This is a genomic window from Providencia huaxiensis (assembly GCF_002843235.3).
GTDB classification, from domain to species: Bacteria; Pseudomonadota; Gammaproteobacteria; order Enterobacterales; family Enterobacteriaceae; genus Providencia; species Providencia huaxiensis.
The window spans coordinates 357,114-378,163 of sequence record NZ_CP031123.2 but is presented as its reverse complement, the minus strand read 5'-3'; the positions used below and the strand labels follow the sequence as shown (position 1 = coordinate 378,163).

The window sequence follows — 21,050 nt, the reverse complement described above, 5'->3', positions numbered from 1 at the left end:
GGGAACTCAAGAGTTCCCTTTGACATTCATATTTAAAGTAAATAATCATTGAAATATTCAACCACTTTGTCTTCATCAATACCTAAGTGTCCTTTCCAGCCAGCCCATGGCATCTCCATATCAGAGCGACCTTTAGTATTGTTTAACTGGGACTCAGCACTCACAAGGTCACCAAAATTAACCATCGATGCTAATGATAAAGGGATAAACTGATTTGGTATCACACCGATTAATGCTAAAGATTGTAAAACCCCTCTATGTGTGTATTTATTACCCGGGATTATTTTGGCTTCTGCCAAACGCTTTTCAAAATGACCGGGGGTTTCATCATCCTTAGCAGAACGGAATAAATCCAATAACTGGTTAAATTTAATTTTATCGTCCCCAAGTGGCTGTACTGGCTCAACATTAAGTAAATGTTTTAAATTTAAATAAGCATAAGAGGTATTACCTGTATAAGAATTTCCGTAATATAAGCAGTACTGAAAATAACTATCATTAATATAGATTTTTCGGTTGTAGTCACTGCATACCCAACAACAGGCTAATTGTGTTTTTTCTATATAGTCATGAATCTGTATATTTTGGAGTTTATGGAAAGCACCTAGTACTGAACGTCCTCGTAAATAACTTCCCCCAACACCTGCAATGAAAGCATCAAAACAGCGCTCTTGGCTGAGTTTTTCCTCTTTTTTTAAGCTGTTGAACTTGCACATAATATCAGCATGGTCATTGAAAGACTCAATGTGATTCACTTGCCAATTAATTCGAGTTAGCTCCAATTGTTCTTTATCTGAAAGTGTACTTTGACTATAAACAGAAACCTCACGCTCAACGTCATACTGGCTATTTTCATACTTATACAGTTTACGAAGAACCCTCATCGCTTTTTGCACCGATTTTTACCTTCTGATTTTTATTGTATTGCGTAGAATTTACATAAGGTAGGTAAAATACATGGAAATATAGATGTGGTGAATCAGAATAACCGCATCTTACAATAATAGCCTATGAGTAAGATGCCGTTATCTATTTATCTATAATGAAAGGAAGGCTTACAACTCCAAAGCCAATAGCTCTTCTATCGTTTGGCGACGGCGAATCAATTGTGGTTTACCATCAACAAACATCACTTCGGGTAATAATGGGCGGCTATTGTAGTTTGAAGACATGGATGCACCATAAGCCCCCGTATCATGAAAAACGAGGAAATCGCCAACTTTTACCTCGGGTAAAGCGCGAGTCACCACTAAACCGCCCTCTAACTGGGTAAATACATCTCCTGATTCACACAGAGGGCCAGCGACAATAGTGTCTTTTAGTTGAGATCCATCCACGTTACGTCCATCTGTAGGTAACAGCGAAATATGGTGATAGCTGCCATACATTGCTGGGCGCATGAGATCATTAAAACCGCTGTCCACTAACACATAGTGGCGGCTCCCCATATCTTTAACGGCTCGCACTTCGGCTAACAATACGCCTGATTCCGCAACCAAATAACGGCCAGGCTCTATTTCAAGTTCAATTTTGTGCCCTAAGTGTTGTTCGATACGTTGGCGAGCGTTGTCCCATAGGCTGTAATAATGTTGCACATCGATTACTTCATCACCTTCACGATACGGTGTGGATAACCCACCACCCGCTGATATTGCATGAAGATCAACCCCTGCGGTGGTGACTAGCGCCACCATCGAATCACACACATCAGCAAGGTGCTGGTAATCAACCCCAGAACCAATATGCATATGAATGCCAACCAACGACAAATTGTAAAGGCGAATTTTCTCTAACGCTAAAGGTAAGTCTTCGTGCCAAATACCGTGCTTACTATTTTCGCCACCAGTATTGGTTTTTTGGCTATGGCCGTGGCCAAAACCCGGATTGATGCGTAACCAAACCGGATGACCTGCTTTTTGTTCGCCAATTTGTTCAAGCATATCAATCGAGCCTGCATTTACAGGGATATCTAGCTCAGTGACTTTCGCTAATGTCGCTCTATCGAGCACATCTGCAGTAAATACGATTTCTGAGTTTTCACGCCCAGGCTGGAACCCTGCCACCAGCGCACGTTCAATCTCCCCCAATGAAACGGAATCGACTTTAACGCCTTGCTGTTTCATTAAGCGCAGGATATGAATATTCGAGCACGCTTTTTGTGCAAAGCGGACGGTATCAAAAACTTGTAATTGCTTGATACGCTCAATGATCACCGCGCTATCATAAACCCAAACAGGGCTACCATACTGCTCAGGTAATACACGTAAATACTCAGGAGTTAAATATTGGCTTGTTGTCGTTGCGAATGAAGTCATTGTCTTTCTCGTTTGCAAGTTTTTATTATATTAAAAGCTATTATTCAAAGAATAATACGGGAAAAAAAATATCTATTTTGCTAAAGTCTATTCATATTTGATATAGACTTTATTTAAGGACTTTCTATGCAAGCCATTTCATGGCGGCACATCGAAATATTCCGTGCGGTAATGACTACCCCCAACCTGACGGAAGCCGCCGCGCTGCTGAACACTTCACAACCCACTATTAGCCGTGAACTTGCACGCTTAGAATACCTTTTGCAGTTTAAGTTATTCGATAGAGTCAAAGGGCGGTTACAACCTACAGCACAAGGATTACGGTTTCTTGAAGAGGTTGAACGCTCTTATTATGGCTTGGAACGTATTAAAAATTCAGCAGAAACCATCCGCCGCTTCGAACATGCACAAATATCGATAACCTGTCTACCGGCTTTCGCCCAATCTTTATTACCCCATGTTTGCCAGTCATTTATGGAAAACTACCCAGAGGTCAGCATCACAGTGATCCCGCAAGAATCCCCGGTTCTTGAAGAATGGTTGTCGGCTCAACGTTACGATTTTGGCCTTACTGAACATCTGCAAATGCCACCGGGAACTGAACAACAAACACTGGGAAGTTTAAATGAAGTGTGTGTTTTACCCACAAGCCACCCTTTAACCCAAAAAGACGTATTAACCCCCAACGATTTCCAAGACCAACGTTTTATTAGCCTGTCATTAACTGACAGCTACCGTCAGTTGATTGACTCAACCTTTGCGGAACACCACGTCGAACGAAAAATGGTCATGGAAACACATTCGGCTTCATCTATTTGCGCTATGGCACTAAAAGGAATTGGAATTTCTATTGTTAACCCTTTAACCGCATTAGATTTTCACCAACAATCCGCTGGCAAGTTAGCGCTGCGTCCACTCAGTTTTTCGATTCCTTTTACTGTTAGCTTGATAAGGCCTATTCACCGCCCCTCATCACAATTGACCAATATTTTTACTCAACATTTAGAGGATAACTTTAATCAAATAAAAACCCAGCTAACTTCCGCGCTGTTGCATCAATAACTGCCAGTGAGGTGAAGTTTCAAACCAGTTAGCGAGATAATCAATCACCACTCTCAGGGCGGTTGGCATTTTTTGCCGGCTAGTATACACAGCGTAAATACCTAGTGGCATTGGCGTATATTCAGGTAATAACTGAACTAACTCCCCCGAAGCCAAATGATTAGCGACTGAATAATAAGGTTGCATAGAGATACCCGCGCCTTGCAATGTTGCTTCAGCGAGAAATACGGATTCGTTAGCACTTAAGCGCCCATCAACTAACACACTATGCTGCATGCCTGCTTTTTCAAATACCCACAAGCTACGACCAAAAAAATTATAGGTTAAGCAATCGAGTAAAACTAAATCTTCGGGTTTTTCGGGATGTTTTTTCCCTTTTAAAAAATCAGGTGAAGCACAAATGACAGAATGGCAAGTTGACAAGGGTTTAGCGATTAAACTCGGTTCCAGCTGATTGGTGATGCGAATTGCTAAATCAATTCGCTCCTCTATTAAATTAACCGATTTATTCGATATTTGCATATCAATAGCCATATTCGGGTAGAGTGTCATAAACTCAGCAATAGCCACAGAGAGCGCACTTTGGGCAATAGATTGTGAGCAACTAATGCGCACTAAACCGGATAATGCTTTTGCATCATGCTCTTGTTGCACAGGCACCATTTGGGAAATAGCATTAAGTTGCAAAGATTGTTGATATACACCTTCCCCTGCGGAAGTTAAACTTAATTTCCGCGTGGTGCGATTTAGTAAACGCACTCCCGCCCACTGTTCCATTTCCGACAAATAGCGTGTCACCATCGCTCTCGACATATCCAGTTTTTCAGCTGCGCCACTTAGGCTGCCCTGTTCAACAATAGTAATAAATACTTCTGCCGCTTTTAATCTATCCATGCCACTCTCATTTGACCGAATTATGCAACAAACAACACCTAATTATGGGGTTTTTCATCTTATCATTGCAATTTAGTATACACGACATGCAAAACAAACTTTTCTGTATAACTTCATTTTAGGATACAACATGAAATTGACCTTATTAGCAGCAACCACATTATTCGCCACAACTATGAATCTAGCACAAGCTGAAAAACTGGCATTGGATGTTTATAACCCCGGAAATAACAGCGTGTTCCCTGTTTCCTCTGAAATTATTAGCGGCTCAAGTGAAGTGGTACTGATTGATGCGCAATTTCAAAAAAATGATGCACAACAATTGGTTGATAAAATCAAAAAACTCAATAAGAAATTAACCACGATTTATATTAGCCATTCAGATCCAGATTACTATTTTGGGCTCGATACCCTAACAAACGCCTTCCCTGAGGCAAAGGTGGTAGCAACAGCAAACACAGTTGAAGCCATTAAAGCCACTAAAGATGGCAAACTTGCTTACTGGGGCGGTGTATTAAAAGATGAAGCCCCTACTCATGTTATCGTCCCTGAAGTGATTAAAGGAGATAGCTTTACGGTTGATGGCGAACGACTTGAAATTAAAGGCCTTGATGGCGCTTCGCCAGATAGAACCTATGTCTGGGTTCCATCATTAAAAGCCGTTGTGGGTGGGGTCATTGTTTCTGACAATATTCATGTTTGGGTTGCTGATACACAAACAGAAGAGTCGCGTAAAAATTGGCTACAAACATTAGAAGACATCAAAGCTCTGAACCCAGCAACCGTTGTTCCCGGCCACTTTACGGGGGCGTCTAAACTAGATGTAACGACGGTTTCTTTCACTCAAAAATATTTACAGGACTTTGAAAGTGCATATAAAACAAGTAAAAACTCAGATGAGCTCATCCAAAAAATTGCAGCGAAGTACCCACAATTAGATGATAAATCAAGCTTAGAACTTAGTGCAAAAGTCATTAAAGGCGAAATGAAATGGCCTCAGTAATTAAGTAATATTCACTATTTCAGCCAGTTGCGTGGTATGTCTCGTATCTACACACTAAATGACTTACCTAAAACAATTTGGCTGATTTAACTAGATGATAGTGGTATTAATCTTTTGATGGTAATGATACAACTTAATTCAAATTACTTAAAAATAGCAAATAAAGAGAACGATTATGAGCAACATCACCCTACACTATATTTATGACCCTTATTGCGGCTGGTGCTACGCTGCAGCACCTTTAGTCGAAATTGCCAAGCAACACCCAAGTATCAACATTGAAATGCATGGTGGTGGCATGCTAGCAGGTGACGCTCGTCTACATTTAGATGATAATTTTCGCCAATATATTCTGCAATCAGATAAGCGCATTGCATCAATGACAGGACAAGTGTTTGGCGATGACTATATAAAAATGCTACACGAACCTAATTTGGTTATGGACTCAACACCACCGCAAACCGCTATATTAGCGGCAACCAAGCAAGGCAAAGGCTTTGAAATGCTTAAAGCCATCCAAAAAGCGCACTATATTTCAGGGCGCCATATTAAAGATGTTGACGTGCTTCTCTACCTTGCAAAAGATATTGGCCTTGATGTACCTCAGTATCTGTCCCACTACAGCGAATGTGAACAACATGAAACCCCAGCCCACATCGGAAGCAGTAAGGCTCTGTTAGCGCAGTCAGGGGCTTCTGGTTTTCCAACTCTGTTGATACAACAGCAAGATAAATGGTTACGTGTTCCATTACAAAATTACCTTGGTGAACCGAGTAAATGGCAGCAGTTTTTAGATTCTTTAGTCACTGCCGCATCTTAATAAACTCCCTTTTCTGTATGCGTGTATGGTTGTCATTTTATTCAATTATTGATAGATACAACCATACGCTAGCACTAATAATTAACGCGGGTCCAAATGGGATTTTCTTCGTTTTCTTAGCTATTTTCGCCCGAGGTGATCTCTCCAAATAAGCTAGACTTGTTTGCTGCTTTTTGGGATATATTTTAGGCAATACCCCATAGGTTACCCAGTATTGTAATAACCCCACGCCTGCGGCGGCTCCCAAAAAGTAAGGTAACTGCCAAAGCCCAAGCCAGGCCGAACAAGCAGCAACGAGTTTAAAATCCCCTCTTCCCATTTGCGGTTGATGCGTTTTTTTCTCAACCAATGTCACCACCATTAGCATCACTAAGTAACCGAGCAACACCGCATAAATAGCGGAAACAACATTCCCATTAGGCAAATGGATTTGATATAACAGCCCCAACCATAATAATGGGTATGTAAGGATATCAGGGAGATAACCTATTTTATTATCAATAATAAATAATGGAATTATTAAATTAATATATAACACTAAAAATAAAACCATACGAAAACTGTTAGATGAGCAATATATTATAAAAATTAATGCGCTATATATTAGAAGAAGAATAGTATTTTTTATAATAATTTTCGATTCACCGAAACAGATAACAGGCAAATAGATTAGCAGTTTTTTAGTTGAGAAAACCGATATTAACAGCATAGAAAAATAAATAAAAATAACAGTAAAATCAATCAAATAAATGTTAGTTTCATTTTGACACGATAATGTAAGTTGATCCGACGGCGAAATAATAGATATGACCGATGACATTAAAATACAGATTAACTCCTTCATATTAACTCCTTATTCCTTTATGGAGATAAAAATAAATATACTGTGAATTTTCTCTACTCCAAACACTTTAATTCCGTAGGGTATAATCGGTTTATTCGAATATCATTATCACCTAGCTCACTTTCATTGCGGTTTAAGATGTCGCTTATGGCACAGACATACTATAAAAGGCCAGTATTTCGTTATAAACTAGGTAGCAGTGCTTGAGTTTAACAATTCAACCCCCATATTCATCAAAGCTATATTATTTATTAACCCTGTCTGTACTAAGGAAAAACTATGCGCGTTCCACGCATTTATCACCCAGAGCCTCTTCAAATAAATACAACGATTTCTCTTGGTGATGATGCTGCAAACCATGTAGGTCGGGTACTACGCATGACTGCGGGCCAAAAACTCGAACTTTTTGATGGCAGCAATCAAATCTTTAGCGCTGAAATTACTGAAGCTACTAAAAAAAATGTATTCGTGCACATTGAAAATAGCCAGATTGACGATAGAGAATCTCCTCTCGATTTACACCTAGGACAGGTCATGTCTCGTGGGGAAAAAATGGAATTTACCATACAGAAATCTGTTGAACTCGGGGTTAACACAATAACACCTTTATTATCAGAGCGTTGTGGTGTTCGTTTAGACGGTGAACGACTGGAAAAAAAATTACTGCAATGGCAAAAAATTGCGATTGCAGCCTGCGAACAATGTGGCCGTAACCGAATTCCAGAAATTCGCCCAGTGCAGACACTGGAAGCCTGGTGCGCGGAAAATGATGGTGCGTTTAAAGTTAATTTGCACCCACGAGCAACAGAAAGTATTAATACGTTACCCACTGAACTGAAGAAAGTACGATTGTTGATTGGCCCAGAAGGTGGCTTATCAGCAGACGAAATTGCCATGACAGCAAATTATCAATTTACCGATATACTGTTAGGGCCTCGAGTATTACGAACAGAAACGACTGCGCTAACCGCTATCACAGCACTGCAAGTGCGCTTAGGTGATCTGGGGTAAGGAGAAAAAATGATCAAGCTCGGTATAGTGATGGACCCTATTTCGTCCATCAAAATCAAGAAAGACACCAGTTTTGCAATGATGTTGGAAGCTCAGCGTCGTGGTTACGAAATCCATTATATGGAAATGAATGACCTGTATTTACACCAAGGTGAAGCTCGCGCACAAACTAAAATCGTGACGGTCGAAGAAAACCCAGAAAAATGGTATGAATTTCAGGGAGAACAAGATATTGCCCTGAGCTCTCTTGATGCCATTTTAATGCGTAAAGACCCACCTTTTGATACTGAATTTATCTATGCGACTTATATTCTAGAAAGAGCGGAACAAGCTGGCACCTTAATTGTGAATAAACCGCAAAGCCTACGTGACTGTAATGAAAAACTCTTCACGGCTTGGTTTGCTGAATTAACACCAGACACATTAGTCACTCGCAGCCCACAAAAGTTGAGAGAATTCCACCAAAAACATGGCGATGTTATTTTTAAACCACTAGATGGTATGGGTGGCGCTTCGATTTTCCGCCTCAAGCAAGATGACCCAAATGTGGGTGTGATTATTGAAACGCTAACAGAACATAGCTCCCGCTACTGCATGGCACAAAACTTCCTGCCAGCAATTAAAGATGGTGATAAGCGTGTCTTAGTTGTTGATGGTGAACCCGTTCCGTATTGTTTAGCACGAATTCCAGCTCAAGGCGAAACCCGAGGTAACCTTGCTGCGGGTGGCCGTGGTGAAGCGCGTCCATTAACTGAAAGTGACTGGGCCATCGCACGTGCTGTTGCGCCAACATTGAAAGAAAAAGGCTTAATATTTGTTGGCCTTGATATCATCGGTGACCGTTTAACTGAAATTAACGTGACCAGCCCAACGTGTGCACGGGAAATTGAAGCCGCATTTGATATCTCCATTACCGGTATGTTAATGGATGCCATTGAACGCCGTCTCAATAAATAATTTATAGCGGTGATTTATCTTTACTGATGATTTTTATTGTTTTTACACGGTAAACGTCATCAGTTTGTTCTACCACCGATTATTTAGCCTTTTATTGTATTCTATTAATTGTGATTAAATTTGCTGGAGTCTAAGTTTGAATCTGCAAAACCATTTTCTTATCGCCATGCCATCCTTAACAGACCCTTATTTTGAACAATCGGTCGTTTATGTGTGTGAGCACAACGAAAAAGGGGCGATGGGGATTGTGATTAACAAACCTATTGATGACTTTTCCGTCGATACGATGCTCAAAAAACTCGAAATCACGATTTCAGATAAAATTGATGATCGTAATTTAAAAAAGCCTGTTATCGCAGGTGGCCCTGTTGCAGAAGAGCATGGGTTTATCTTACACACTCCAGTTAAAGGCTTTTTATCTAGCCTGCACTTAAATGATGAAGTGATGGTGACGACATCAAAAGATATCTTAGAGATGTTAGGAAGTGAACATTCCCCCGCAAACTCATTAGTTGCACTAGGTTATGCAAGTTGGGAACCTGGCCAACTTGAACGGGAAATTATGGAAAATAGCTGGCTAACTGTCGAAGCGTCTCCTCAGCTTATTTTTGACACACCAATTCATGAACGCTGGACCGCAGCAGCTAAATTAATTGGTATTGATATTCATACAATTTCAATGCAAGCGGGGCATGCTTAATGTCTGGAAGAACATTGTTAGCCTTTGATTTTGGAACCAAAAGTATCGGTGTAGCGGTTGGGCAAGAAATTACAGGTACTGCACGGCCATTAACCTCACTAAAAGCCAGTGACGGCCGTCCTGATTGGCAACAAATCGAAAAGTTACTTAAAGAATGGCAACCTCAGTTGGTTATTGTCGGCCTTCCCCTTAATATGGATGGTACCGAGCAACTTGTTACAAGCCAAGCCCGTAATTTTGCAAATCGGATTCATGGCCGTTTTGGTGTTAAAGTCGAATTACACGATGAACGTCTTTCCACTGTTGAAGCAAAAGCTGGCCTTTTTGAACAAGGTGGTTATCGAGCACTAAGTAAAGGCAAAGTGGATTCAGCCTCTGCTGTGGTGATCCTTGAAAGCTGGTTTGAGCAACAGATATAAGTATTGCGCCTTTTGTGTGGTTATTTTTAGCTTAACCTCATGCAATGGTGCCGTTCTGATGTAATTTGCTTTACACTATGGTCAACAGTCGCTATTCATGTATGACATGAATAAAATAGTATTGAATAAACCATATTGAATAAAATAATGACCATTCAAAATAATATCTCTGATGTCACCGCGCGTATTGAGCATGCTGCCGCAGAGTGTCAGCGCTCACCACAAGACATTACGCTACTCGCGGTAAGTAAAACAAAACCTTGTGAAGCTATTTTAGAAGCCATTGAGGCAGGTCAGCGCCAATTTGGTGAAAATTATGTTCAAGAAGGTGTTGAAAAAATTCAATATTTTTCGAACAGAAATGACCTTATTTGGCATTTTATTGGCCCGTTACAGTCAAATAAAAGCCGCCTTGTCGCTGAACATTTTGATTGGTTCCATACCTTAGACAGAGCGAAAATTGCCCAGCGCTTAAATGACCAACGCCCTAGTGAAAAAGCCCCTCTCAATGTGCTAATTCAAATTAATATCAGCGATGAAAACAGTAAATCGGGTATAACGCTAGAAGAAGTGGCAGACCTCGCTGCACAAGTCGCGACTATGCCCAACCTTGTGTTACGTGGGCTGATGACAATCCCTGCACCTGAAACGGATTATGAGCGCCAATGTGCTGTGTTTCATCAAATGAATGACGCATTTAAGCAATTACAAGCCACTTATCCCACGGTTGACACGCTTTCAATGGGGATGACTGACGACATGCGCGCAGCAATCCATTGCGGTTCAACACTTGTTCGCATAGGAACCGCTATTTTTGGCGCGCGCCAATATCACCAATAAATAGGAGAACAGAATGCAACATCGTAAAATTGCCTTCATCGGCGCCGGAAATATGGCTCACGCCATCATTGCTGGGCTGGTTAACCATGGCTACCCTGCATCGATGATCACAGTGTGTTCTCCTACGCCTGTACGTCGAGAAAAACTGGCTGAACAATATGGCATCATTAGCAGTGATGATAACTTAGCTGCTGTAAAAGCTGCGGATGTGATTGTCCTCGCCGTTAAGCCGCAAATGATGAAAGACGTGTGTGAACCACTGCAAAATGCGGCTAATTTTGATCAAAAATTAATCCTCACCATTGCTGCTGGGATCCCCGCTGAACGCTATAACGATTATTTCGCTCATCCGTTGAATTTAGTACGCATCATGCCAAATACGCCATCATTGGTGGGGAAAGGCGTTAGTGGGCTATTTGCTCAAGGGAAGGTTTCAGAGCAAGACAAACAATTTGCACAAGAACTGATGCAGAGTGTCGGCTCCACGATTTGGTGCCAACAAGAGCAAGAAATCAATAGCATTATTGCCATTACTGGTAGCTCCCCTGCTTATTTCTTTCTATTTATGGAAGCGATGCAACAAAAAGCAGAACAACTCGGTTATGATAAACAGCAAGCTCGAGAGCTCGTTCTTCATGCGATTGAAGGGGCTGTAGAGCTTGCTAAGTCGCAAAACGACACGGCTTTTTCGACTCTACGTGAACAAGTCACCTCTAAAGGCGGTACCACCGCGATGGCTTTAGAGCAATTTTATAATGGAAATCTTCCGCAGATTGTTGCCGATGCAATGCAAAGCGCAATAAATAGAGCTGAAGAAATGGAAAAACTTTTTTAAATTAATCGCGGAATTCACCATGCAGACCTTAGTATTTGTCGTTACGACCCTGATCCAACTGTATATTTTTGTATTACTACTGCGCGTATGGATGCAGTGGGTACGTGCAGATTTTTATAACCCTTTTTCGAAATTTGTCGTTAAAGCAACACAACCTATCGTCGCACCATTGCGCCGAGTCATTCCTTCTTTTGGCGCGATAGATACCGCATCTGTCGTTGTTGCGTTCATTTTAGCTATTGCAGCCATTATCTTTGGTATGTGGGCGACTAACTTGCTCCCTATTTTAGGTGTAAGCATTCTACCTATGGGGCTGATTTTATTATTAACCTATACTGGTAAATTAATTTTTTGGATGATTTTAATCCGTGCAATTTTAAGCTGGGTCAGCCAAGGCCGTAACCCTGTAGACTATTTATTGTACCAATTAACAGAGCCTTTAATGGCGCCAATTCGCCGTATCATCCCTGCGATGGGCGGGTTAGATTTCTCCGCAATGATTGTGATGTTTATTTTAATCGCTCTGAATTATTTGCGTGTTGATATCTCACTAATGATTGACCCATCATTAACTGCAATGATGTATTCCATTGGTATTATGTAAAAACGAGTTTTAAATAATGCAAAAAGTTGTTTTAGCCACCGGTAACCCCGGAAAAGTGAATGAGTTAGCTGACCTACTACGTGATTTTGGGATGGATATCGTCGCACAAACCTCATTAGGTGTTGAATCTGCAGAAGAAACGGGCTTAACCTTTATTGAGAATGCGATCCTAAAAGCGCGCCATGCAGCAGCGCAAACCGGGTTACCCGCAATTGCTGATGATTCAGGAATTTCCGTTGATGCACTTGGTGGCGCGCCGGGGATTTACTCCGCACGTTATGCGGGGGCAGATGCGACCGATGAGCAAAACCTGATAAAATTACTCGAAGCTATGAAAAATGTGCCTGACGACCAACGCCAGGCTCAATTCAACTGCGTTCTAGTCTATTTACGCCATGCAGAAGACCCGACACCATTGGTTTTTCATGGTCGTTGGCACGGTGTCATCACTCATGAACGCAAAGGCCAAGGCGGCTTCGGTTATGACCCAATATTTTATGTTCCTGAATTAGGTTGCACCTCAGCAGAGTTAACTAAAGCAGAAAAACAAGCCGTTTCACATCGTGGAAGAGCACTCACAATGATGTTGGATGCGCTAAAGAATGCTTAAATTACCTCCGCTGAGCCTGTATATCCATATCCCTTGGTGTGTGCAAAAGTGCCCTTATTGTGACTTCAACTCACACACACTTAAAGGGGAAATCCCTCAGCAAGAATATGTGGCGCACTTATTGGCCGATTTAGACATCGATGCAAAATTAGTTGCTGGGCGTTCGGTAAAAACCATTTTTATTGGGGGTGGAACGCCCAGTTTATTAAGTGCTGAGTCAATGCAGGCTTTAATGGATGGCGTACGTCAGCGAGTTGATCTAGACCCTCACGCAGAAGTCACCATGGAAGCAAACCCCGGCACTGTTGAAGCTGAGCGTTTCGCAGGTTACCAAGCAGCAGGAATCAACCGTATTTCTATTGGTGTACAAAGTTTCGGTAATGACAAATTAATCACTTTAGGCCGTATTCATGGTGCTGACGAAGCGAAACGAGCGGCTCAGTTGGCCACTAATCTTAATTTAAGAAGCTTTAACCTCGATTTAATGCACGGGTTACCTGCGCAAACTCAAGTTGAAGGTTTATCTGACCTGCGCCAAGCCATTGAACTTGCACCTCCGCACCTGTCTTGGTACCAATTAACCATTGAACCCAACACCCAATTTGGCTCACGTCCTCCAGTATTACCCGATGACGATACGCTGTGGGATATTTACACCGAAGGCCATAAATTATTAAGTGCGGCAGGTTATCAGCAATATGAAACATCCGCCTATGCTAAACCTGGTTACCAATGCCAACACAACCTCAATTACTGGCGCTTTGGTGACTATTTAGGCATCGGTTGCGGTGCTCATGGAAAAATTTCTTTTGAAGATGGCCAAATTTTACGAACCGTAAAAACAAAACATCCTCGGGGTTATATGGAAGGCCGATACATGCATCAATCTTATGATGTTGACGCCTCCGATAGGCCATTTGAATATTTCATGAACCGTTTTCGTTTACTTGAAGCCATGCCTCGAAGTGAATTTACCCAATATACAGGGTTACCAGAATCAACAGTTAGAGCGGCTATTGATGAAGCCTTAGCTAAAGGTTATATCATAGAAACTGTGGATGAATGGCAGATCACAGAGCATGGAAAATTGTTTCTCAATTCCCTATTAGAGTTATTTTTAGGTGAAGAATAGCAATTATTCCGTTCACTTATAAATCATTTCGCTTGTAAATTAGATGAAAGCCCACTTCAAATTAAAGTGGGCTTTTTATTTAGAGGTAAAAATGAAATAGACAAGAATAACAATTGAGGTAATACATATTGCCACCATCAATAAGACAGCGGCAGATATCAGTTACAGTGCATTAACTACCGCATTAACTTGTTCAGTTAAGCTGACTAAACCACCACCTGACAAATACCATAAGTCAGATTGCAGGTAAGTAATTTTGCCATCTTTATAAGCTTTGGTTTCTTGAATATTGCTATCTTCAAATACCGTTTTATCCAATTTACCTGCTCCAATCGCTTCGCTACGGTCAACAATCAGGATCACGTCAGGATCCGCTTGAGCAATAGTTTTGGTATCCACTACACGGCGTTTTGCTTTATCTGCACTTTCATCAACGGGTAGTTCAGAACGTTGCGCTTTCACAACGTTGTAAACAACGGCTTGGCTGTTTGGAATTAATTTACCGTCGTTATGCATCAGCACTAATACTTTCTTATTAGAATCAGCCGCTTTTTTCTGAGCGTCTGCAATGACTTTATCTAATTGTACCAACTGCTCATCAACCGCTTTTTGGTTACCATAAAGTTCGCCAATCACACCAATATTGGCTTTCACAGAATCAATATAGTGTTTGCTATCAGAACCTAAATTAATGGTTGGTGCAATTTTTGATAACTCATCATAAGACTTACCTTGACGACCTGTGATCACAATCAGGTCAGGTTTTAATTGCGCGATTTTGGCTAAATCAGGTTGTTTCATTCCACCTGCATTTTCCATTGATGCAGGAATGCTGCCTTTTATATAAGCGGGAGCATTGCCTGTTGGTAGTGCAACAACCTTGTCACCTAAGCCGAGTTTTTGCATTGAGTCATAAACACCGAAATCAAACAGAACCACTTTTTGTGGTTTTTTCATGACTTCAGTTTCACCTGACAGGTGTTTGATCGTCACTTTTTCAACACCTTGTGCTGTCACGGCATTTGGCGTGAAAGTGGTAGATTCAGCGCTGAGAGCGAAAGGCGCAGAGAATGACAACACAGAAACAAGCAGAGCAGGTATGAATTTTTTCATTTAAATGATCCCAATTTAAGTCATTAAGCCAAACCCGCATTGTAAAGTGAGCAGCTTAGATGTCAATCAAATAAGAATCAATTTCATTTTCATTCCCATTAATGGAATTAATATCACACAAATTGATGATGACGATAATATTGATAAATAAAAAAACAGTAATGTACAAAAAATACATTACTGCTCATAAGGTTATTTGATTGAATTAAGTAATGAGACGCGTTGTTGTTCGATTGAGGTCACTTTAGAACAAACTTGTTGGCCAAATTGCTGGAAGCTTTTCTCTTGTTTTTTCCATTCAGATTCAAGCTCTTGTTGTAACCCACCTAAGTTCCCTAACACACCTTGTAGCGCTTTACTGGCGTCACCACCCGATAATAATTGCTTGCGCCCCATTTCGTTGATGCTGTCTTGTAAAATGCCGCCTAAACTTTCATTAACTAGCTCGCGCCCTTTCGTTTCAACGGTTTTCATGGCTTCATGGTGAAAAACATAACCACTAGGGCGAGTCTCAATAATTTGATTGATTTGCCCATTAAGCTCTTTTTCTAATTTTGTTAACCGGTTACGGATATTGCTATCGCTACCAACCACTTTAACGACAACTTTGTCTATCGTTTCCCTTGAGGTTGATAATTTTTTTTCTGATTCTTGTTTTATCCAAGGTAAGTCCTGACGAATAGCGGCTTGGTAACGAATAGCTTGCTGCTTTTGGGCCTCTGTTGCAGCAATATTTTTACCGTTAAGTGTGATATCACCATTTGGCGTAATTTTTAAATCGCCACTCGCACCAATAACTTGCACACTTTCAGGAGTCATAACGATGTCATCCTTTGGTGTTACAGAACAGTTATAATCTGCAGCTTGGCTCGTCGCACAAGCAAGGAGTGAAAATGCAATTAATGTACGGCGTAACATAAAATCTCCTAGTAGAGCATGAATTAAAAAACAGAACGCCCAATTCGTTTCGATAGCAACTCTAAAGCCGCACAGCCGACTAAAGAGTTCCCCGCTGAGTCTAGCTCAGGTGACCAAACCGCGACAGTAAATTGGTTTGGTACTACGCAGACAATCCCCCCGCCAACGCCTGACTTTCCGGGCATTCCTATCCGAAATGCAAACTCACCAGAGCCGTCATACATACCACAAGTCATCATTAATGCATTAATTTGCCTTGATTGTAGCGGTGTGATGATAGGGTCAATGGAGCAAGATGACATTCCTTGCGATGTTAAATAGGAAAAACATCTCGCTAATTCAACACAGTTCATACTTAGAGAACAATAATGAAAATAAGTTTCGAGAACCGTTAAAACATCATTTTCAAAATTCCCAAAAGATTTCATAAGATAAGCAATGGCTGCATTACGACTGGCGTGTTCCAATTCTGAGCGAGCAACAACCGTGTCATAGCTGATATCAGGTTCACAAGATAACTTTCGGACAAACTCCAACATACGCTGTTTAGGTGCGCTTAGGCGTGATTGCAGCATATCCGCAATAACAATGGCTCCCGCATTGATAAACGGGTTTCGTGGGATCCCCTTTTCCATTTCAATTTGAATTAACGAATTAAAGGGTAGCCCTGAGGGTTCTTTACCTACGCGGCTCCAAATTTCCTCTTCCTCATAACGTGTCATTGCAAGTGTAAGGCTTAATACTTTTGAAATAGATTGGACTGAAAAGCGTTGGTACGCGTCCCCTGCGGTAAAAATATCGCCATCGATTGTGGATACCGCAATGCCTAAATGATGGGAAGGCACGCAACCTAAAGCAGGAATATAATTTGCAACACAACCTTGCCCAATCAGTGGGCGAACTTGGTCTAGGATATCGTTGAGTAGCTGGTTAGAAAACATGGCGCTCAAAACGTTGACTCCAGATAGTATTTGCAACAGAAAATAAAGGCACCCAATTTTTGGATGCCTCTTCAAGCGACTGAAAAATCAGTTTATTTATTGAGATTTACTCAATAAAATTATTATTCCCACCAAACATCAAAAAGCTCAGAAACGACGACGTCATTCATCCCTTTTGATTTTAGCCAATTTTCAACAATTTGGCGGTGCTCTTCGGTACATTTACCAATTTTTTGCAGGCAAACGATCCCTTCCCAGCTCATATAGCCACTAGCTTCAAACGCTAAACCATTCGGTTCAATCGCTTCTGCAATCAGTTGGTCAACGGTACTGTCAACTTCCTCAATCGGCGTACCTTCTTTAAAGCTCCACTTAACGGTAAAGCCTAACTCTTGGAACTCATCCAAGCGTAATTTTTTACGTAAACGACGACTACGTGGTTGTTTAGCCATTATTTGATCCTCTCAAACATTAAATCCCATACACCGTGCCCTAACCGCTGGCCGCGCTTTTCAAATTTTGTTTCTGGTCTTGTTTCCGGACGAGGAACGTAATCACCTGATGGTGATAAGTTTTTATACCCTTCGACACTCGTCATCACTTCAAGCATGTGCTCTGCATAAGGCTCCCAATCCGTTGCCATATGGAAAACACCACCAATAGCTAGTTTGCTGCAAATTTTTTCTGCAAATGGAACTTGCACAATACGACGCTTATTGTGTTTCGCTTTATGCCATGGATCAGGGAAAAATAACTGAACCATTTCAAGGCTACCGTTTGGGATCATGCAGTCTAAAACTTCTATTGCATCATGGCACATCACCCGTAAATTAGTGATGTTTTCTTCTTTTGCCGATGCTAAACATGCGCCAACACCGGGTGCATGAACTTCAATGCCTAAAAAGTTTTTATCTGCATTTTGAGATGCCATGGTCACCAATGAGGCGCCCATCCCAAAGCCAATTTCCAAAGTCACTGGATTTGAGTTATTGAATACTTTGGCAAAATCAAAAGGCTCATTGATAAAATCGATGCCTTTTTCTGCCCATTCTTTTTCTAATGCGTCTTCCTGACGTTTTGTCAGACGCCCTTGACGGCGGACAAAACTACGGACTCGGCGCATAACCCGCCCATCTTCATTATATTCGGGGGAGATAACATTATTGATCATAATAAAGGTTCTAAAATGAGTGCCCAATTAAGTTAATGTGCCAACAATCAAGTGGATAAGATGATGAATTACCAAACCCATCAAACTATAGCCCTATATGCCCAAGTTGTAGTGACTAGCCTTACCCTTGAAACATGGTGGATACCGGAGTTTAGCAAAACTTCCACAAGGATGCAGTTGATAATTCGCTAACTTTACACTAAACAACACAATAGCGGTTTACAGCCCCCTTCGTCTATGTTGCAATTCCTATCATGACTGGAAATATCAATAAAAAATAAAATTATTAATGGAAGCTCAACAATTTTCATCTGCAGTGCTCAACTGGTATCACAAATACGGTCGTAAAACGTTGCCATGGCAACAGGAAAAATCGTCCTACCATGTGTGGTTATCAGAAGTTATGCTGCAACAAACCCAAGTGAGTACTGTAATCCCCTATTTTGAGAAGTTTATTTCTCGCTTTGAGGATGTTACCGCTCTTGCCAACGCACCTCTTGATGAAGTTTTACACTTATGGACAGGGCTCGGCTATTACGCTCGGGCTCGAAACCTCCATAAAGCCGCTCAAGTGGTCGCGACTCAATATGGTGGCTCGTTTCCCACTACATTTGATGAGGTTTTAGCGCTGCCCGGTGTTGGTCGCTCCACTGCTGGGGCAATTTTATCATTATCACAAAAACAGCATTACCCTATTCTCGATGGTAATGTTAAACGCGTATTAGCTCGCGCTTATGCGGTTGATGGCTGGCCGGGTAAAAAAGAAGTCGAAAACCGTTTGTGGGAAATCAGCACTGATGTCACCCCACAAGTGGGAGTTGAATTTTTTAACCAAGCGATGATGGATTTAGGCGCTATGGTCTGTACTCGCAGTAAACCAAAATGCGAACTATGCCCCCTCAATTTTGGCTGCGTAGCCTATGCCAATCATTCATGGCAAAACTACCCAGGCAAAAAACCTAAGCAGAAAATCCCTGAGAGAAGTGCTTGGTTTTTGATTATGCAGCATGACGATAATGTGTGGCTAGAACAGCGTCCACCATCTGGCATTTGGGGTGGCTTATTTGCCTTCCCACAGTTTGACTCTTTAGAGCAACTTAATGATTATCTGGCCGAATCAGGCTTAGAATATTCTCAATTAGAGCAATTAATTTCTTTCCGCCACACATTTAGCCATTTTCATTTAGATATTATCCCTGTAAAAGTTAACATTCAGGCATTTAATTCTGCCATGGATGAAGGCAAAGGACTCTGGTATAACTTACACCTAGGCGCAACTATCGGCCTTGCAGCCCCAGTTGAAAGTTTACTAAAACAGCTCGCCTTACTACCTGATATTTGAGGAAAAATTAATGAGTAGAACCATTTTTTGTACATTTTTACAACGTGATGCAGATGGGCAAGATTTTCAGCTTTACCCAGGTGAGTTAGGAAAACGTATTTTTAACGAGATTTCAAAAGAGGCGTGGAGTCAGTGGATGACAAAGCAGACCATGCTCATTAATGAAAAGAAGCTCAATACGATGAACCCTGATGATCGTAAAATGTTAGAACAAGAAATGATTAAGTTCTTGTTTGAAGGCCATGACATCCATATTGATGGCTATACACCTGAAAAATAATCTGTTTGTCTACCTACTCAGTAGGTAGACTTTTGCCCCAAGACTGTGAATCGTATGAAAAAACTATTTGCGCTGAGTTTATTGATCCCTCTAATTGTCTCTTGTTCTAGCAAGCAAAAACCTGACTTTAACCCGGATTATGTCAAAGATACTAATGGGTTCAATATCTTAATGGGCCAATTTGCCCACAATATTGAAAATATTTGGGGCATTAAAGAAGTGTTAATTGCTGGTCCAAAAGACTATGTAAAATATACCGATGAGTACCGAACTCGTAGCCATATTAATTTTGATGCAGGGACCATTACTGTAGAGACTATTTCAGCGGTAGAACCTTCACAGTACTTAAAAAAAGCTATTGTCACCACTTTATTAATGGGAGACGACCCCAATTCCATTGACCTCTATTCTGATATCAATGATATTCCCCATAGCAAAGAACCCTTTTTATTTGGTCAAGTGCTCGATAACACTGGTGAAGCTATTCGTTGGGAATGGCGAGCCACAAAGTTTGCTGATTATCTGATAGAAAATAAAATGCAGCGCCGCCAATCTGGTATGAATATTGTTTGGTCCGTAACTATGCAACTAGTACCAAACCATTTAGATAAACGGGCTCATAAATATTTACCTTATATTAAGAAATCCTCGGCCAAATATGGCGTAGATGAGTCCTTAATCCTCGCGATTATGCAAATTGAGTCGAGTTTCAACCCTTATGCGGTTAGCCGTTCTGATGCGCTTGGCTTAATGCAAATTATGCCAAACACAGCTGGTAAAGATGTTTTCCGCTCACAAGGAAAATCCGGTGTTCCTAGCCGTAACTATTTATTTGACCCAGAGAAAAACATTGATACGGGTACGGCTTACTTAGCTATATTGCAAAACAGCTACTTAGGCGATATTCGTAACCAAACCTCACGCCGCTATGCTGTTATTACCGCATATAATGGCGGGGCTGGTAGCGTACTACGCGTCTTCCACAGCGATAAAAAACAAGCCGCACAGCGCATTAACAATTTAGAACCGGGTGAAGTGTATGAAACCTTGTCCACTAAGCACCCAGCTGCTGAGTCACGTAATTACCTCATTAAAGTGAACAAAGCACAGAAAAATTATTTACGTTAAAATTTTTCCAATATTGGATGCCAGCCAAAATCGGATTTAAGGCTGGCATCAGTTATTAACCTTAATGATTTTATGTTTTTTCGATTAAAAACTAGCTAACATGTTGAAAAA

General features: G+C 41.1%; 24 protein-coding genes. 15 read left to right on the top strand and 9 right to left on the bottom strand.

What is annotated here, in order from left to right; genetic code table 11:
• Positions 1–32 precede the first annotated feature (32 nt).
• On the bottom strand, positions 33–896 hold the full coding sequence (locus CYG50_RS03135; protein ID WP_232368234.1) for a hypothetical protein: 864 nt from the start codon (positions 894–896) through the stop codon (positions 33–35).
• Positions 897–1,055: 159 nt separating this feature from the next.
• Complete coding sequence (gene lysA, locus CYG50_RS03130; RefSeq protein WP_102139758.1) at positions 1,056–2,315, bottom strand: diaminopimelate decarboxylase; 1,260 nt, start codon at positions 2,313–2,315, stop codon at positions 1,056–1,058.
• A gap of 126 nt (positions 2,316–2,441) precedes the next feature.
• On the opposite strand from lysA, the gene CYG50_RS03125 reads away from it, so the two are divergent.
• A complete protein-coding gene (locus CYG50_RS03125; protein WP_102139759.1) occupies positions 2,442–3,377 on the top strand; it encodes a LysR family transcriptional regulator in 936 nt (311 codons plus the stop codon).
• Here the strand turns inward: CYG50_RS03125 and CYG50_RS03120 are convergent.
• A complete protein-coding gene (locus tag CYG50_RS03120) occupies positions 3,351–4,271 on the bottom strand; it encodes a LysR family transcriptional regulator (RefSeq protein WP_102139760.1) in 921 nt (306 codons plus the stop codon). The two genes, CYG50_RS03125 and CYG50_RS03120, sit on opposite strands and share 27 nt — an antisense overlap.
• A gap of 130 nt (positions 4,272–4,401) precedes the next feature.
• Between CYG50_RS03120 and CYG50_RS03115 the strand changes: the two genes are divergently transcribed.
• A complete protein-coding gene (locus tag CYG50_RS03115; RefSeq protein WP_102139761.1) occupies positions 4,402–5,274 on the top strand; it encodes an MBL fold metallo-hydrolase in 873 nt (290 codons plus the stop codon).
• Positions 5,275–5,449: 175 nt separating this feature from the next.
• On the top strand, positions 5,450–6,094 hold the full coding sequence (locus CYG50_RS03110) for a DsbA family protein (protein WP_102139762.1): 645 nt from the start codon (positions 5,450–5,452) through the stop codon (positions 6,092–6,094).
• A gap of 37 nt (positions 6,095–6,131) precedes the next feature.
• On the opposite strand, the gene CYG50_RS23405 is transcribed toward CYG50_RS03110, so the two are convergent.
• Positions 6,132–6,938, bottom strand: coding sequence for a prepilin peptidase (locus CYG50_RS23405; protein ID WP_238706821.1), 807 nt, complete (start codon positions 6,936–6,938; stop codon positions 6,132–6,134).
• A 279-nt stretch (positions 6,939–7,217) separates the two neighbouring features.
• Between CYG50_RS23405 and rsmE the strand changes: the two genes are divergently transcribed.
• The 9 genes from rsmE to hemW all read left to right on the top strand — a co-directional run bounded on the left by rsmE (position 7,218) and on the right by hemW (position 14,046).
• The gene (gene rsmE, locus CYG50_RS03100) at positions 7,218–7,949 is read left to right on the top strand and encodes a 16S rRNA (uracil(1498)-N(3))-methyltransferase (RefSeq protein WP_102139763.1); all 732 of its coding nucleotides are present in this window, start codon (positions 7,218–7,220) and stop codon (positions 7,947–7,949) included.
• A gap of 9 nt (positions 7,950–7,958) precedes the next feature.
• Positions 7,959–8,906: a glutathione synthase gene (gene gshB, locus CYG50_RS03095; RefSeq protein WP_102139764.1), complete on the top strand. Its 948-nt coding sequence runs from the start codon at positions 7,959–7,961 to the stop codon at positions 8,904–8,906.
• A 136-nt stretch (positions 8,907–9,042) separates the two neighbouring features.
• A complete protein-coding gene (locus tag CYG50_RS03090; protein WP_102139765.1) occupies positions 9,043–9,606 on the top strand; it encodes a YqgE/AlgH family protein in 564 nt (187 codons plus the stop codon).
• Positions 9,606–10,025 (top strand): Holliday junction resolvase RuvX, encoded by a 420-nt coding sequence (gene ruvX / locus CYG50_RS03085; protein WP_102139766.1) that lies wholly within the window; start codon positions 9,606–9,608, stop codon positions 10,023–10,025. Before CYG50_RS03090 ends, ruvX begins: the two co-directional genes overlap by 1 nt.
• A 147-nt stretch (positions 10,026–10,172) precedes the next feature.
• Entirely contained in the window at positions 10,173–10,865 is a 693-nt protein-coding gene (locus CYG50_RS03080) for a YggS family pyridoxal phosphate-dependent enzyme (RefSeq protein ID WP_102139767.1), read from the top strand.
• Between the two features lie 13 nt (positions 10,866–10,878).
• Positions 10,879–11,700 (top strand): pyrroline-5-carboxylate reductase, encoded by an 822-nt coding sequence (gene proC, locus CYG50_RS03075; protein ID WP_102139768.1) that lies wholly within the window; start codon positions 10,879–10,881, stop codon positions 11,698–11,700.
• Positions 11,701–11,719: 19 nt separating this feature from the next.
• Positions 11,720–12,304, top strand: coding sequence for a YggT family protein (locus tag CYG50_RS03070; protein WP_102139769.1), 585 nt, complete (start codon positions 11,720–11,722; stop codon positions 12,302–12,304).
• 16 nt (positions 12,305–12,320) lie between these two features.
• The gene (gene rdgB / locus CYG50_RS03065) at positions 12,321–12,914 is read left to right on the top strand and encodes an RdgB/HAM1 family non-canonical purine NTP pyrophosphatase (protein ID WP_102139770.1); all 594 of its coding nucleotides are present in this window, start codon (positions 12,321–12,323) and stop codon (positions 12,912–12,914) included.
• Positions 12,907–14,046, top strand: a complete 1,140-nt coding sequence (gene hemW / locus CYG50_RS03060; RefSeq protein ID WP_102139771.1) for a radical SAM family heme chaperone HemW — start codon at positions 12,907–12,909, stop codon at positions 14,044–14,046. The genes rdgB and hemW overlap by 8 nt, the downstream gene beginning before the upstream one ends.
• 162 nt (positions 14,047–14,208) lie before the next feature.
• Here the strand turns inward: hemW and CYG50_RS03055 are convergent, their stop codons facing one another.
• The 5 genes from CYG50_RS03055 to trmB all read right to left on the bottom strand — a co-directional run bounded on the left by CYG50_RS03055 (position 14,209) and on the right by trmB (position 18,189).
• Entirely contained in the window at positions 14,209–15,159 is a 951-nt protein-coding gene (locus CYG50_RS03055) for a siderophore ABC transporter substrate-binding protein (RefSeq protein ID WP_102139772.1), read from the bottom strand.
• Positions 15,160–15,351: 192 nt separating this feature from the next.
• Positions 15,352–16,077: a YggN family protein gene (locus CYG50_RS03050; RefSeq protein WP_102139773.1), complete on the bottom strand. Its 726-nt coding sequence runs from the start codon at positions 16,075–16,077 to the stop codon at positions 15,352–15,354.
• A 23-nt stretch (positions 16,078–16,100) separates the two neighbouring features.
• Positions 16,101–17,027, bottom strand: a complete 927-nt coding sequence (gene glsB, locus CYG50_RS03045) for a glutaminase B (RefSeq protein WP_102139774.1) — start codon at positions 17,025–17,027, stop codon at positions 16,101–16,103.
• Positions 17,028–17,140: 113 nt separating this feature from the next.
• Positions 17,141–17,470 carry a YggL family protein gene (locus CYG50_RS03040; protein ID WP_004914167.1) on the bottom strand — a complete coding sequence of 110 codons (330 nt, stop codon included), beginning with the start codon at positions 17,468–17,470 and terminating at the stop codon, positions 17,141–17,143.
• The gene (trmB, locus tag CYG50_RS03035; RefSeq protein WP_102139775.1) at positions 17,470–18,189 is read right to left on the bottom strand and encodes a tRNA (guanosine(46)-N7)-methyltransferase TrmB; all 720 of its coding nucleotides are present in this window, start codon (positions 18,187–18,189) and stop codon (positions 17,470–17,472) included. The genes CYG50_RS03040 and trmB overlap by 1 nt, the downstream gene beginning before the upstream one ends.
• Positions 18,190–18,478: 289 nt before the next feature.
• On the opposite strand from trmB, the gene mutY reads away from it, so the two are divergent.
• From mutY to mltC, 3 genes are read left to right on the top strand one after another with little or no spacing between them, the layout of a single operon-like run.
• Positions 18,479–19,531 carry an A/G-specific adenine glycosylase gene (gene mutY, locus CYG50_RS03030; protein WP_102139776.1) on the top strand — a complete coding sequence of 351 codons (1,053 nt, stop codon included), beginning with the start codon at positions 18,479–18,481 and terminating at the stop codon, positions 19,529–19,531.
• A 10-nt stretch (positions 19,532–19,541) separates the two neighbouring features.
• Positions 19,542–19,811, top strand: a complete 270-nt coding sequence (locus CYG50_RS03025) for an oxidative damage protection protein (RefSeq protein ID WP_004264665.1) — start codon at positions 19,542–19,544, stop codon at positions 19,809–19,811.
• A gap of 54 nt (positions 19,812–19,865) precedes the next feature.
• Positions 19,866–20,939 carry a membrane-bound lytic murein transglycosylase MltC gene (mltC, locus tag CYG50_RS03020; protein WP_102139777.1) on the top strand — a complete coding sequence of 358 codons (1,074 nt, stop codon included), beginning with the start codon at positions 19,866–19,868 and terminating at the stop codon, positions 20,937–20,939.
• Positions 20,940–21,050: the final 111 nt, after the last annotated feature.